A 13,846-nucleotide genomic window follows, 5' to 3' on the forward strand; every position below is an offset into this window, starting at 1 on the left:
AGCGTGACCCGTTACGGGTGAACGCTGCAGGTGACGTGCGTGCCGGCGAGCGCGTAGCGCCCGCCTTCGGGGCAGTTGGGAATGCGGATGCCGTCGCGCTCGAGGTCGCCGAGAGATCCCGGCGCCGCGTCGTGGCTGGCCATGTACGACTGAATGTCGCGTTCGACTTGCTGCCGCTGGGTCCGGCAGGCCGCCGCCTTCGATACTTGGATGCTCTGAATGCCGACCGCCTTCTCGTTCTTGGTCGCCGACATCTTAAAGTAGCCGAAGTAGAGCACCCCGATGATCACCAGCGCCAGCAAGATCGAGACGAACGACAGGCCACGCGCATTGCGCACGGTGTTCCAGATTCTCATTCTCCACCTCCGCCGGCGAGGAACTTCGGATTGGCCACGCTCAATTTGTCCACGACGGTCTGACGCACGTGTGCCAGCACCGCCGCGCGCCAGGGATCACGATCGGCGTCGCCGCTGCGAATGCGTTGGCACAACTGCTCGGTCGCGGCGCGAATCGCGGGCCGCAGCGTCGCGAGATCGGTCGGCGCGTCGGCGGCGGACTCGCTGAGGAGCTGGCGAAGTCGTTGCCACTCCCCGCGCAGCTGATCGCTCTCGCTCTGCCACTCGCGGACGACGATGGCGAGCACGTTGGCGGCGACCCGGGCGTGAAATTTCTTCGTCCCCTCGAGCGCCGGGATCGCATCGGCTTCGAGAAACTGGCGGACAGCGTCGAGCAGTTCCACCGCGGTCGGTCGATCGTGCATGCTATTGCTCGATTCCCTTTTGCCCCTCTTGTCCCTTTTGCATGATGCCGGCGCAGTCCCCGACGCGCTTGCCGCCAACGGTGGCGCAGATCAGCTCACGGCGAAAGGTCACGCCACCGTCGGCGCTCCCCTGTGAACGCGTCTCGCCCACGCCGGGCGTGATCCACGTGGTGACGCTGAGGTGCATGCTGCCCCTGCGCATTTCGATCGTGCGCTCGGTGTGGATCTCGAATTCGTCGCTACCCGCCGCCGCGGTCACGCGGCGCGCTGTGACGGTTTGCTCGGCTTGTCCGTACGCCAGCAACTTACCGTCTGACAAACGCGAAAGCGTGACCGGTGACGTGGCTTTGGATTCGCTGCTGTGCAGCGGAACGCTGAGGCTGGGTAGCGGCACTTCGTACAACATCAGCACCCCCTCGCGCAGCATGCCTTCGCTGATCATCGTGATCGAGCTTCCGTCATCGCGCAGATGACTCTTGCCGAGTGCGACGCCGTCCTCGGTCATGTTGACAGCGAACTCGCCAGGCTGGTCGAGGACCGTAAGGTGCTCGACAGTCAACCGATCCGGCTGCCCGGTGCTGGTGGTGCGATAGACGAAGTGATCGCCATCGTGATGTGGCGCCAGTTCCTGCAACGTGCCGCTGAACAGCACCACGTCCGGCGCAGCGGGCGCGACCGGCTGCCGTGGTGCACATCCCGCGAGCAAGACAGCCACAGCACCAACGTAGAGCGCGCGTCGAATCATGTCCCCTCCAGTAGGTTCAACAGCTCCAGCTCCATCTCCGCGGTTCGCCGCCCGAGACTCGCCAGCTCGACGCTGCGCACGCCGCCGCTGAGATAGGTGTGCGCTTGACTGACGGTGATGGTCGCCCATTTCAAATTTCCGAACACTTCCCAGAAGCGAACGCGCTCGGGATCGACGTGGCCGCCGCCGGCGTCTGCATACGCCGCGAAGAATTCGTCGCGCATGCCGATGCCGCCAACGGGTTTGTCGTCGCTGCCGAACCGCCACGACCGCACGCACATCCAGCCCAGGTCCTCCATCGGATCGCCGAGGTGCGCCAGCTCCCAATCCAAGATCGAGCGCGTGCCTTCGGCACCGAAGATCACGTTGCCGATGCGGAAGTCGCCGTGCACCAACGCCAGCCGAGCGCCGCTCGGCAGCCGCGCACGCAGCCAGCGAAACGCCAATTCGAAGGCCGGATGCGGATCCGGTGCGAGACCGCGAAAAATCTGCTCGTAGCGGTCCAGCTCGGCCTGTGCCGGTGACTCTCCAGGCGGTGGCTTGGGCAGGAAGTCGAGGTGATGGGCGGCGAGATCGATGCGATGAATGCGAGCGAGGATGGCACCGAGTTCGCGCGTCATCACGCGACGCGCGGGAGCGTACGCCTCATCGCGCAGCAAGCGCCGCGCGATGGTTTCGCCGTCGATGCGCTCCATAATGAAGAAACACGCGCCCAGGCTCTCGGTTTCATCACCGAGCCAGAACACCCGCGGCACCGGCACTCCACTGGCGTGCGCGGCCTGGAGCAGCAGAAACTCTTCGCGACGATTCGTCTGCACACTAGTCGCACCGGGATCGCGGCGCAGGATCAAGGCCCGGCACACGGCCTGCCCGTTCTGTTGGTACGACGCATCGAACGACCAGGTCTCGCGCGACGCGCCGCCGGGCACCCGCCGCAAGCCCTCGATCTGCACATCATCAGCGTCGACCTGCCGCGCGATGAACGCCGCCAACCGCTGCTGCACCTCCGCCGGATTCATAGGCGAGTCATAGCCGGTCGCCAGGGAGGGATTCAAACCGCCCCATCCGAATTACCGGTACGACGAGCACCCACCGGGCGCGCGATTTGCCCAGCCCGCTGCTTCTCGCTATGTCGTGCGCACCTCAACTTCGAAAGGGATACACCATGGGCAAAGGACGACGAGTGTTTGTGATCGGGGTCGGCATGACCAAATTCGAGCGCTGCGAGCAGGATGTGCGCGACCTCACCAAGGACGCGGGCACGCAGGCGCTCAAGGACGCGGCCGTTGACTTCGACAAGATCGAGCAGGCCTTCTGCGGCTACGTCAGCGGCATGAGCACGCTCGGCCAGCAGTGCGTCTACAACATCGGCATGACCGGCATCCCGGTCTACAACGTGAACAACAATTGCGCGACCGGCTCGACCGCGCTGTTCATGGGCTTCAACGCGATCAAGTTCGGCCAAAACGAGTGCGTGCTCGCGCTCGGGTTCGAGAAGATGCAAAAGGGGCCGCTGGAAAATCAGCTCCCAGGACTGCAGGAAGTCGCCAAGGAGACCACCGAGAAGAAGCAAGCGCCGATCGCCGCGCGCATGTTCGGCAACGGCGGCCGCGATCACATGGAGAAGTACGGCACCAAGCCCGAAACCTTCGCCAAGATCGCGGTGAAGAACCACCGCCACTCGGTCAACAACCCGCGCGCGCAGTATCGCGAAGCCTTCAGCCTCGACGAAGTGCTGGCATCGCGCATGGTGTACGACCCACTCACATTGCTGCAGTGCTGTCCGACCTCGGACGGCGCCGCCGCCGCGGTGTTGGTATCGGAAGACTATCTCCGTGCTCATCCGCATTCGGGCGCGATCGAGATTCTCGGCATGGCGATGGCCACCGATAAGTTCGAGGACTTCGCCCGCGGCAACATCGGCATGATCGGCATGGGCATGACCGAGCGCGCCTCGCAGTCGGTCTACGAGCAGGCCGGTCTCGGACCCAGGGACGTGCAGGTCATCGAGTTGCACGACTGCTTCAGCAGCAACGAGCTGATCACCTACGAAGGCCTCGGCCTGTGCAAGGAAGGCGAAGGCGAGAAGCTGGTGGAAACCGATGCCTGCACCTACGGCGGAAAATGGGTAGTGAATCCGTCAGGCGGATTGCTGTCGAAGGGACACCCGCTCGGCGCCACTGGGATCGGTCAGTGCGCGGAGCTGACGTGGCACCTGCGCGGCCAAGCGGAGAAGCGTCAGGTAGAAGGGGCGAAGGTGGCGCTGCAGCACAACCTCGGCCTCGGCGGCGCCGGCATCGTCGCGATGTACGCGAAGAAGTAGGCGGAAGGAGTCAGAAGCGGTAAGGCCAATAGACTCCTGACTCCTGACTCCTGACTCCTGACTCCTGACTCCTGACTCCTGACTCCTCACCTCGGACATCCGTTCAACGCCGCGTTGACCGCGAGGATCAGTTCGTCGACCGTAACGTCGTTACTGTTGTCAGCGTCGAACGCGGGGCAGACATCAAGCTGGGTCGTACCCAATGCGATGCGCACGCCGATGATCAACTGATCAACGGTCACGCTACCGATGTGACCGCAGTCACCGACGCACGGGGGCGGCGACACAGTGCCCGACGGCGCTACCGTCGGCGTGGGCGTATCGGTGGGAGTCTCGGTTGGCAGCGGCGTGTTGCTCGGCGCGGTCGTGGCCGTTGGAGTTGGTGAATCCGTCGGTGTGGGCGACGGCCCACTCGCGCTGACCATCACGATCAGAGTGGTGGCGCTGGCCTTGTCGCCGCCCGAGTTGAAATTCCGATTGACGCTGTTGCCGGCGCCGAAGAGCGTATAGTTGCCGGGTGCCGACGGTGCCTTCCAAGTGAAGTTCCACGCGGAAACGCCGCTGCCATCGTTCACTTTGGGTGCGGTGTGCGTGAGTTCGCCGCTCACGAGTTTCTCCCCTTGGCCCGCCAACACCGCGAGCGTCCCCGCGCTCGCCGCAACATTGAATCCCGCCTGGGTCTGATTGTCGGGCGCTTGCGAGGTCACCGTGAAGGTAAAGGTGGCCACGGTGCTGGCCGCAACTTGGCTCGGCCCGCTGAACTGCACCAGCGGCGCCACCGGTGCCGGTGAGCCCCCGCCGTGGCAGCTGTTGCACACAAAGGTACCGTAGAGACTCCCCGGCTTGCCGGAGGATCCGACGATGCCGGTCGAGATGGCGTGGGTCGACGATGTCCACGCGACGCTAAGCAGCATTCCAAATAATGCGTTGCGATAGATATGTGATCCGCTTCTCAATCCGACCTCCTACGCCTGCGTACTTGTGTTACCGTGCGGCGCGCGCCATAGATCAGCCGATGCTCAGAGCTGAGTCAATGCAGTCGCAATGCCAAAACTGAGGATACTTTTGGCATGGAGCAGCGGCAAGGACAGCGCGTGGACGCTGCATGTGCTGCGGCAGGAGGGGCGATACGAAGTGGTGGGGTTGGTCACGACCATCAACGAAGCCGTCGACCGCGTTGCGATGCACGCGGTGCGGCGCGTGCTGCTCGAGGCGCAGGCCGACGCGGCAGGTCTGCCGCTCTGGCCGGTGCCGATCCCCTCTCCGTGTAGCAACGACGAGTACGAAGCGGCGATGACGCGCGTGATCCGGCGCGCTCGCGACGACGGTATCGAGGCGTTCGCTTTCGGCGATCTCTTTCTCGCTGACGTCCGCGCGTACCGCGAGCGGCAACTGGCGGGCACCGGTGTGGCGCCGCTGTTCCCCCTGTGGCAGCGGCCGACCGCGGCGCTCGCGCGCGAGATGCTCGCCGGCGGTTTGCGGGCCGTGCTGACCTGTGTCGATCCGCAACAACTGCCCGCAGCATTCGCGGGACGCTCGTTCGATCACGCACTGCTGGCCGACTTGCCCAGCGCTGTTGACCCGTGCGGCGAGAACGGCGAGTTTCATACCTTTGCGCACGCCGGACCGATGTTCGCGCACGATATCGCGATCACGGTCGGCGAAATGGTGACGCGCGACGGCTTTGTGTTTGCCGACGTGATGCCGGCAACGGACAGGAGGAGGGTGAATGGCTGACAAGAAGCGCGGTCCGATTCTCACGACGTTCGCGGTGCTCTTCGCTTTGATCGCGGTGTCGAATCTGCTCAAGCCACTGCAGCTCGGCGGGGCGCGAACCGGCTTCGTGTTCTTCGGGCAACGATTGAGCGGTACACCGAACATGATCATCGGCCCGCTGTTCGGCCTCTACCTCGCCACCTACGCGCTGGCGATCTGGCGGATGAAGCGCTTCGCGATCCCACTCGCGCACGCCTACGCGTTGTACGTGATCATCAATCTGTTCATGTTCCAAGAATCCGGTCCGAAGCCGGAAGGCGCGGGGATGGGCTACGCGATCTTTGGCGCCGTCTACGCGGTGATTGCGATCGGCGTGTCGTTGGGTTCGGCGATCACTCTGACGCGGCGAAAAGACGAGTTATCGTAGCGCGGAGTGTTTGTCGTCCGCAGTGAAGAGGGACGAGGATGGAATTCGCGATCCAAGTGGCCGGCGGCCAAGTCCGCCACGACAAGTCTGGCATCGAGGCCGTGATCGAAGAGGCACAGCTAGCCGAGGCGGTCGGGTTCAGCGCGATCTTCGTCCCGGATCACTATTGCTTCGAGGCGTTGGGAGTGCTGCAGACGAACGTCCCCGCCTACGAGATGTTCTTCGTGATGGCGACGCTGGCGCAGCGGACGAAGACCATCAAGATCGGCAGCCACGTCGCCTGCATGGTGTTCCGCCACCCGGCAATGCACGCGCGGCTGTTCGCACAGCTCGATGAAGCCAGCGGCGGCCGCGTGATCGCGGGTATTGGCGCCGGGTGGACGCGCGCCGAGTTCGCGATGATGGGGATCGCGTTCCCGGAGGTCACCGAGCGCTTGCGGATCATGGACGAAGCGGTGGCGATCATCCGCGGCTTGTGGGGCGCCGCGCCGTTCACGTTCCACGGCAAGTACTTCCAGGTCACCGAGGCCGTATGCCTTCCCAAACCGATGCAGCAACCGCATCCGCCGCTGATGCTCGGTGGCAGCGGCAACGGCATCCTGCGGCGCGCCGGCGAGTGGGCCGACATCATCCACATGGTGCCGGTGATCGGCGCGGCCGGCACGACGACGATCGAAGAGATCGGCAAGTTCAGCGACGCATCCCTCGCCGAGAAACTCGCGCGGGTTCGGCGCGCCGAAGCGATCGCGGGACGGCCGCGCGGTGGTGTCCGCTTCGCCTCGACGATCTTCAACTACCTGATGACCAGCTCGTCGCAACAAACCCGCGCGATGGCCACGCGGCTCGGCGGCGTTTTCGGTCTCACGCCCGAGGAGTTGCTCAAGCATCCGATCGCCTTGATCGGCACACCCGAGGAAATGATCGCCGAGCTGCGCCGCCGCCAAGCGACGCACGGGTTGTCGCTGCTGGCCATCAACTTCAGCCACCCCGATCACATCCGGAATTTCGGCGAGCAGGTGATCGCGAAACTGCGCTAGCGGGACCATCCCAACCCACGACTTCGTTTAGAATCGGCGACCTGCAACACGCTTCAGCCGCCGGCCACCGGCGGAAAGATGCTCAGCACATCACCGTCGCTCAGCCGGCGAGCGAAGTCACGGTCATGATCGCCGTTGACGAGGATCATCTGCGCGCTCGCGCGTGGGATGTTCATGCGCATGAGCAAGTCGCCGATGGTGGTGCCGTCGGGCAAATCAAGATCGCACTTTCCACGCGGAGATCCGATGGGCAGTTGCTTGCGCAGACTGGCGAAGAGACGGAGCTCGATCTTCATGGAGTCTCGGCACGCCTCGCGCATATGGCTGATCGCATATCGCAGATGGCGCGGAAGGCCATCAGCCATCTGCCATACGCCAGCGGTGCCTCGGCCTCATTTGGTTAGTGCTTCGCTGCATCCTTCGCCGGTGGCGGTGTCTTGTAAATCCCCGGCGTCGGCGTCCGCGGTAGGTTGTCGAAGTTCGCCGGCTGCGTTCCGACCAGGGTCGCGTGATGTTCGCTTGGTGTCGTGGGCGGGCTGAGGTGATTGAAGTGATATCCGCGCGACTTCGATGACGTTCCGATCGTAGTCTGTGCCAACAACTTGGACGCGGCGCGGCTGGCAACGTAGACGCGGCGCAGATCCCAGGGCCGCTCGTGCAGGTAGTGCTTCCATTCCGCGAGATCCACCTGCGATTGGATCAGCCCCTTCAGCATACCGACGTCGGTCAGCATTGTTGTGTCTTCGATCGGGCCGACGATGATGCCACCGACGAGTCGCGTGCCGTCCCACACCAGCTTGCGGTACACCGGCCGCGCGGCATTCCACACCACGGTGGTGTCGCCGGTGTCCTGCCAGCGGCCGAAGCTGGTGCAGTGGAGGTTGGCCACGTCGAGAATGTTCATCACCAAACTGCCGGGGTAGGTCCGCGTCTGACCCGCCATGTTGGCGCCGGCGATGCGGCCATGATCGACCGCAGTGGTCTGAATCGCATGAATCACCGGCGGACCGCCGAGCAGATTGGGACCTTGGGCAACGTCGCCGGCCGCATAGATCCCCGGCACCTTGGTCTGCATGTGCACATCGACCACGATGCCCTTCTCGACGTGAATGCCTGATCCGTCGAGGAAGCCGACGTTCGGCCGAATGCCGGTGGACAGCACGACGAGATTGGCCGTGAGTACTTGGCCGTCCGACAGCGCCACGGTTTTCTTGCGCGCGCCCTTGATCGCCCGCACGCTGCAACCGGTATAGACGTCGATGCCGCGTGCGCGCAGCCACGCTTCGGCGGCTTCCGCGCCGCGCCGATCGAGCATGCGCGGCAAGATCTGCCCCTCCAACTCGACCACGGCGAGTTTCCAACCGAGCTTGTGCAACGCGTTGAGAATGATCAGGCCGATGAAGCCGGCACCGACCAGCACCACCGATGGTCGTTTCGCCTCCGCCGACTCCATCACCTTGATCGCATCGGCCAGGGTCCACAGATTGTGCACGTGCCGGCCATCGGCGCCCGGTATTGCCGGTTGGATCGGCGCCGAGCCGGTGGCGATCAAGAGGGTGTCGAAGGTAATCACTTCGCCATCGTCGAGTTCGACGGTGCGCGCGCTGCTATCGATGCGTTCGGCGCGCCGGCCGATACGGCGCGTGACCTGCAGCCGATCGAAGTACTCGTCCGAGCCGGTGTCGAGATGTGCGGCCGGGATCTCCTTCGCCAAGAAGTAGGGCAGCGCCATGCGCGCGTACGCCCGTTCGTCTGAAATCAGCGTGACAGTAGCGCCAGTGTCGATCTGACGAATGGTTTCTATCGCATTGATGCCGGCGGGGCCACCGCCGATGATGACGTGATGAGACATGATCACCTCGGGTTGTTAGGTGTTAGGTTGTTGGTTGCTAGGTTACGGATAGCCGTTGCTCGACCTGGAGGCGATTTCCGCCCCCTAACAGCCTAACAGCGAACAACCTAACAACCTGCACTCTCATCCTCCGGGATATCCCCGTGCGCCGTGTAGAAAGATCGTCACGCGGTCATCGCCGGTCACGTGCGTATCGAGGCCGTTGAGGAAGGCGATGTTGCGGCCGTTCACCAGCACTTCGATGTCACGATTGAGTTGGCCGTCGGGAAACAAGATCGCCGCCGGCACCGGCGCATGGTGCAATACTACCGCGACAGTGTCGCCGGTCACCGCTTGCTCCGCGCCGAAGCGGCGCAATCCCCCGAGGATTCTCAGCACAGCCATTCCTCGTCGCGTACGGCTTACACCAGACCGAGTTCCTTGCGCTTCGCCGCCGTCACCTTGCCGTCGGCGGTCCAACCGCGCAGGCGGTAGTACTCAGGCAACATTTCGCCCAACCGATTCACCATCCCCTTCGCGGGGCCGGACGGGATCGGTTGTTCGAGCATTCGCTTCGGCAAGGTGTCGCTGCCTTTGCCCAACCCGGCGCGCTCGTTCCACAGGCGTTCGAGATTCCAGATGCGTTCGCCCGCCTGGGTCAGGCTGTCCATCGTGTACGACACGCCGGTGGCGGCGACGAGCTGCGGGAGCATCTCTTCGAGCCCGACGCCGAAGGTGAGGAACAGGCAGAGCCCGGTAGCGTCGACAGCGGAGGTGATGTCTTGAAAGATTTTGGTGATCTCCGCTTTACCTTCGGTGACGTGCGGGTCCATCTTGGTCGGAATGCCGAGGATCTCCGGCGACACGGTGTACGACTTCAAGTGACACGCGCCGCGGTTGGACGTCGCGTAGCCCAAACCCATGCCTTGAATCGCGCGGCTGTCGTAGGCGGGAAACTCCTGCCCGCGTACGCCCATGAAAAATTCGGGATGGCCGAAGCGTGCGGTGAGGCGCTTCGAACCTTCCGCGAGCAGATCGCCGAAGCCGTCGCGGAAGGCCACCTTCTCGGCCATCGCGACTAGCGCGTCGGCACTGCCGAACCGCAGTGGCATGCCGGTGATGGAGTTGGTGATGATCTCCTTCTCGTACATCTCCATCGCCGCGGCGAGCGTGGCACCGTAGGTGATCGGGTCCATGCCGTAGTCGTTGCACAGCCAGCCGGTCTTGATCAGCGCGTCGAGGTCGCCGATGCCGCAATCGGCGCCCATCGCCCACGCGTTTTCATACTCGGGGCCTTCGCCGGCGATCTTCCAATTGCGCGGGTTGGTGTTCACCATGAACTTGCTGGAGGCCTCGCCCGGCAACTTGGTCACGCGCCCGCACGCGATGGTGCACGCGAAGCACGCCTTGTTGGCGACCAGCCGCGTCTCGGTGAGCGTCTCGCCGCTGATGTCTTCGGCCTTCTCGAAGATCGTTTCGGTGTGATTGCGCGTCGGCATCGCGCCGTGCTCGTTGATGACGTTGACGAGCACTTCGGTGCCGTACGTCGGTAGGCCTTCGGCGGTGACGGCGGACTCCTTCAGCTTCGCCTTCATCGCCCACGACGCGGCCATGAAGCCGCGCGCGTCGGCCAGCTTCACGCCGCCGGTGCCGCGCACGGCGATCGCCTTCAACATTTTCGATCCCATCACCGCGCCAACGCCGGAGCGGCCAGCGGCGCGGTGGAGATCGTTCATGATCGAGGCGAAGCGCACGAGATTCTCGCCCGCCGGTCCGATCGAGGCAACGATGGTGTCGGGCACACCCGATTCGCTGCGGATCATTTCTTCCGTGTCCCACACACCCTTGCCCCACAGGTGGGTAGCATCGCGGAGTTCGACCTCGTCGTTGTGAATCCACAGATAGGTCGGACGCGGGGCGCGACCTTCGACGATGATCATGTCGTAGCCGGCGCACTTGAGCTCGGGCCCCCAGTGACCGCCAGAATTGGAGGTGGTGATGGCGCCCGTGAGCGCACCCTTGGTCACCACCATGTAGCGCGCGCCGCATGAGGCGTTGGTACCGGTGAGCGGACCGGTGACGAACAGCAGTTTGTTCTTCGGACTCAGCGGATCAACGTTTGGATCGCTCTCCTCCCACAGATAGCGCGCGCCCAGTCCGCGGCCGCCGACGTATTCGCGCGCCCAGTCTTGGCGCAGCGACTCCTTCTTGATCGTGGCACGCGAAAGGTTCACCCGCAGGACCGTGCCCGTCCAGCCGCCATGAATCCCGCCCGACGTTCCAGCCTGGTCGCCGATCATGCTCCACCTCCGGATCGCATCTCCGCGTGGGTCTGGTTGAGATCCGCGGCCCACGGGCCGAGCCAGTCGGCGGCGGGCGTGTCGACGTACTCGATGGCGCCGGTTGGACAGGCGTGTGCACACGCCGGATCGCCCGCGCACAGATCACACTTCACCGCCTTGTGTGTGTCGGGGCTGTACCAGACCGTGCCGTAGGGACAGGCGATGGTGCAGAGTCCGCAGCCGACGCACAACTCGGGCACCACAACCTTTGCCGCCGCCGCGGAGATGGTGATGGCGTTCACCGGACACGCGGTCAAACACCACGCTTCGTCGCATTGGAAGCAGGCGTACGGTGCATAGCTCGCCTGGTCGTCGAACAGGTGCACGCGAATGAGCGAGCGTGCAGGTTGAAACGTGCCGGTCTGCACGAACGAGCAGGCCAGTTCACACTGAATGCATCCAGTACATTTCTCCGGGATGATGCGCAGTTGCTTCGCCACGTCGTCTCCTCCGTCTGTCGCGCGCGATCCTAGCCCTACTCGTCGCAACGGAGCAAGAACATTCAACCACTAAGCGCGCGCTTGTGTCGCCCGCGCCCCTCGGCTATCCGGCGCGGGATGGCAGGATTCGAGTACGACCTAGCGTACGAGGTCGCGGATCTGGTGACGCGCACCGAGCGGTTACTCGACAAGCTGGGCCATCATTGGATCCGAAACGACGGGGTACGATGTAGCGAAGATCCGCGAGCCGAGCTCAGCGTCACGTTGTCGAGCGGGCACCGCGTGCGCGTGGCGATCGGTCCGCTGCCACCTGAGCGACAGACCCACACCCTCTTCTTCCCGCGCGCTTTGCTAACGGCCGACAGTGACGACGCGGACGATCACGAAGTGGCGGCGTTGCGCCACGCGTTCGTCGTCGCCCTGCTGCGCGTGGCGGGCTAAGTGGTGCTTGTTGCGTGACCGGGCCCCCGACGCATGAGCCCGCCGAGCGATAGTTCAGTGCGCGTGGATCGCGCCAGCGTCGGCGGCGCGCTGGGAGCGCTGATCCTGTTCGCGCTGTTCGTCGGCTTTTTCCGCCCCGGTTACGTTCAGTGGGGGGTCGACTCGCTGTGGGTCGCCACGCTGGTGTTGTGGGGCGCGACGATTCGCCGCATCAGCGGCACCACGTTGCTGCGGTCGTGGCCAAGCGCGCGCGGCCTCGTGTTACTGGGCGCATTGCTCGCGATCTTCGCCGCGTGCTGGCTGCCGTTCTACGACAACTGGCGCTGGGCCTACACGGGCGACTCCGTCGCATGGTTCTCATCGGCAGAAGGTTTGGCGCAGCACGGGTTGGTGCTGAATCTACTGAGCGTTCACGGCGTGGACAACAACTTCACGCTGCTGCACACACTCGGGTTCAACGCCCTGCTGTTCGTGTTCGAGCCAACGCTGTTCTGGCATCGCGTCGGCAAGTTGATCGCCAGCGGGTTGTCGCTGGCCGCCATCTACATGTACTTCGCGACCACGATCGGGCGGCGCGCCGCCGTGGCGGTTTTGATCGGCACGGCGACCAACTTTGTCTGGCTGTGGTTCTCGTACGTGAGCTATGGCCACATCGACAGCCACATCTTTTACTTTTCCACGCTGACCATGGCAGCGCTGATCTGGCGCGAGCCGGACCGGCTCGGGCTCTGGATGCTCTGCGGTCTCGTCGGCGGTGTCGCTTTGTTCTTCACGCAAACATCATGGTCGGCGGTTGCGGCCGTCGGCATCGTGCTCGGGGTGTTCGCACTGGCGACGCGCCGGTTGCCGTCGGCGATGGTCTATGGGATCTCGTTCGGCCTCGCGGGCGGCCCGGTGTTGGTGCAGCTGACGGACCTGCTGACGATGACGACGCGTCAGGCTGGATCGATTTACACCGTGGAGTACTTGCAACGCATCTTTACCACCATCCTGTGTTTGCCATTCGAGTCGCCACACCTCGGCGCGGGCGTCAACGGTGCGTTTCTGCGCTGGCCATTCGGCCGCTTGTACGTGGTCGGGTGCGCGCTCGCACTGATCGCCATCGTGCCGCCGGTGCGGCGGTGGCTGCGCATTCCGGCCGTCGCGCCGGTGCTGTTGGCGTTGCTGGTGTGGGATGCCGTGCTGATGACTGTGACGAACGGTGGCTACGGCACGCCGTCGACCAAGCGCACGTACAATCTCATCCCGCTGCAAGTCTTCTTCGCGCTGCTGCCGATGCTGGTGGTCGACGCATGGGCGATGCGATGGCGGTGGTCGCGCTACCTGAGCGGTGCAGCGATCGGCGGCGGCCTCGGGGTGTATGCCGTCTTCAATCTGCTTGTCATCGCGCAGCCGGCGCCGGGCGTCTACGGCGTCAACGTGTTTGACGGCTTGATCGAATTGCGCCAACGCTTTCCCGAGCGCCGCGTTCTGTTTCTCACCTCGCAGGCGGCCTACGCCGACACGTTCGCACCCGATAGTTTTTTGCAGCGGGCCTACAGAGTTCCGGAGCAACTCACCATTGACATGCGCTTCGAGGACGCGACCGTCACCGGCGCGTGCGAAGCACATTTGCTGTTGTGCTACGAGCCGAACGCCGACAAACCGCGCTTCCGGCCGCTGCTCGCGCGCTTCGACCGTGCGCTGCGGCCATTCCCGTTGCTGAACTCGTTCGAGATGGTCTGTTACGACTGCGTGACGTCGGAGGCGGCGAGTCCTTGAAACGGCAGAGGCAGGGGAAACCG

16 protein-coding genes are annotated in these 13,846 nt (G+C 64.2%); 6 read left to right on the forward strand and 10 right to left on the reverse strand.

The window, feature by feature from the left end:
- Positions 1 to 11: 11 nt before the first annotated feature.
- From HYR72_13490 to HYR72_13505, 4 genes are read right to left on the reverse strand one after another with little or no spacing between them, the layout of a single operon-like run.
- The gene (locus HYR72_13490) at positions 12 to 356 is read right to left on the reverse strand and encodes a hypothetical protein (GenBank protein MBI1815987.1); all 345 of its coding nucleotides are present in this window, start codon (positions 354 to 356) and stop codon (positions 12 to 14) included.
- The gene (locus tag HYR72_13495) at positions 353 to 760 is read right to left on the reverse strand and encodes a hypothetical protein (GenBank protein MBI1815988.1); all 408 of its coding nucleotides are present in this window, start codon (positions 758 to 760) and stop codon (positions 353 to 355) included. The genes HYR72_13490 and HYR72_13495 overlap by 4 nt, the downstream gene beginning before the upstream one ends.
- Before the next feature lies 1 nt (position 761).
- Positions 762 to 1,505 (reverse strand): hypothetical protein, encoded by a 744-nt coding sequence (locus HYR72_13500; GenBank protein ID MBI1815989.1) that lies wholly within the window; start codon positions 1,503 to 1,505, stop codon positions 762 to 764.
- A complete protein-coding gene (locus tag HYR72_13505) occupies positions 1,502 to 2,524 on the reverse strand; it encodes a phosphotransferase family protein (protein MBI1815990.1) in 1,023 nt (340 codons plus the stop codon). Before HYR72_13505 ends, HYR72_13500 begins: the two co-directional genes overlap by 4 nt.
- A 146-nt stretch (positions 2,525 to 2,670) precedes the next feature.
- Between HYR72_13505 and HYR72_13510 the strand changes: the two genes are divergently transcribed.
- On the forward strand, positions 2,671 to 3,828 hold the full coding sequence (locus HYR72_13510; protein ID MBI1815991.1) for a lipid-transfer protein: 1,158 nt from the start codon (positions 2,671 to 2,673) through the stop codon (positions 3,826 to 3,828).
- Between the two features lie 86 nt (positions 3,829 to 3,914).
- Here the strand turns inward: HYR72_13510 and HYR72_13515 are convergent, their stop codons facing one another.
- Complete coding sequence (locus tag HYR72_13515) at positions 3,915 to 4,742, reverse strand: hypothetical protein (GenBank protein MBI1815992.1); 828 nt, start codon at positions 4,740 to 4,742, stop codon at positions 3,915 to 3,917.
- A gap of 130 nt (positions 4,743 to 4,872) precedes the next feature.
- Here HYR72_13515 and HYR72_13520 point away from each other — a divergent pair, with 130 nt between their 5' ends.
- Genes HYR72_13520 through HYR72_13530 form a run of 3 tightly spaced genes read left to right on the forward strand, consistent with a single transcriptional unit; the run spans position 4,873 to position 7,008 of the window.
- Positions 4,873 to 5,565 carry an adenine nucleotide alpha hydrolase gene (locus HYR72_13520; protein MBI1815993.1) on the forward strand — a complete coding sequence of 231 codons (693 nt, stop codon included), beginning with the start codon at positions 4,873 to 4,875 and terminating at the stop codon, positions 5,563 to 5,565.
- Positions 5,558 to 5,971 carry a hypothetical protein gene (locus tag HYR72_13525; GenBank protein MBI1815994.1) on the forward strand — a complete coding sequence of 138 codons (414 nt, stop codon included), beginning with the start codon at positions 5,558 to 5,560 and terminating at the stop codon, positions 5,969 to 5,971. Before HYR72_13520 ends, HYR72_13525 begins: the two co-directional genes overlap by 8 nt.
- Before the next feature lie 38 nt (positions 5,972 to 6,009).
- Positions 6,010 to 7,008, forward strand: a complete 999-nt coding sequence (locus tag HYR72_13530; GenBank protein MBI1815995.1) for an LLM class flavin-dependent oxidoreductase — start codon at positions 6,010 to 6,012, stop codon at positions 7,006 to 7,008.
- Positions 7,009 to 7,061: 53 nt separating this feature from the next.
- Here the strand turns inward: HYR72_13530 and HYR72_13535 are convergent, their stop codons facing one another.
- From HYR72_13535 to HYR72_13555, 5 genes are all read right to left on the reverse strand, one after another.
- The gene (locus HYR72_13535) at positions 7,062 to 7,304 is read right to left on the reverse strand and encodes a MoaD/ThiS family protein (GenBank protein MBI1815996.1); all 243 of its coding nucleotides are present in this window, start codon (positions 7,302 to 7,304) and stop codon (positions 7,062 to 7,064) included.
- Between the two features lie 104 nt (positions 7,305 to 7,408).
- The gene (locus tag HYR72_13540; GenBank protein MBI1815997.1) at positions 7,409 to 8,860 is read right to left on the reverse strand and encodes an NAD(P)/FAD-dependent oxidoreductase; all 1,452 of its coding nucleotides are present in this window, start codon (positions 8,858 to 8,860) and stop codon (positions 7,409 to 7,411) included.
- Positions 8,861 to 8,983: 123 nt separating this feature from the next.
- Positions 8,984 to 9,244, reverse strand: a complete 261-nt coding sequence (locus tag HYR72_13545; GenBank protein ID MBI1815998.1) for a MoaD/ThiS family protein — start codon at positions 9,242 to 9,244, stop codon at positions 8,984 to 8,986.
- Between the two features lie 17 nt (positions 9,245 to 9,261).
- Entirely contained in the window at positions 9,262 to 11,139 is a 1,878-nt protein-coding gene (locus tag HYR72_13550; protein MBI1815999.1) for an aldehyde ferredoxin oxidoreductase family protein, read from the reverse strand.
- Positions 11,136 to 11,621: a 4Fe-4S dicluster domain-containing protein gene (locus HYR72_13555; GenBank protein ID MBI1816000.1), complete on the reverse strand. Its 486-nt coding sequence runs from the start codon at positions 11,619 to 11,621 to the stop codon at positions 11,136 to 11,138. Before HYR72_13555 ends, HYR72_13550 begins: the two co-directional genes overlap by 4 nt.
- Positions 11,622 to 11,738: 117 nt before the next feature.
- On the opposite strand from HYR72_13555, the gene HYR72_13560 reads away from it, so the two are divergent.
- Positions 11,739 to 12,062, forward strand: coding sequence for a hypothetical protein (locus tag HYR72_13560; GenBank protein MBI1816001.1), 324 nt, complete (start codon positions 11,739 to 11,741; stop codon positions 12,060 to 12,062).
- Between the two features lie 57 nt (positions 12,063 to 12,119).
- On the forward strand, positions 12,120 to 13,823 hold the full coding sequence (locus tag HYR72_13565; protein ID MBI1816002.1) for a hypothetical protein: 1,704 nt from the start codon (positions 12,120 to 12,122) through the stop codon (positions 13,821 to 13,823).
- The last annotated feature ends 23 nt before the right edge of the window (positions 13,824 to 13,846 follow it).

The sequence above is a fragment of the Deltaproteobacteria bacterium genome (assembly GCA_016178705.1).
GTDB lineage: Bacteria > Desulfobacterota > Binatia > HRBIN30 > JACQVA1 > JACOST01.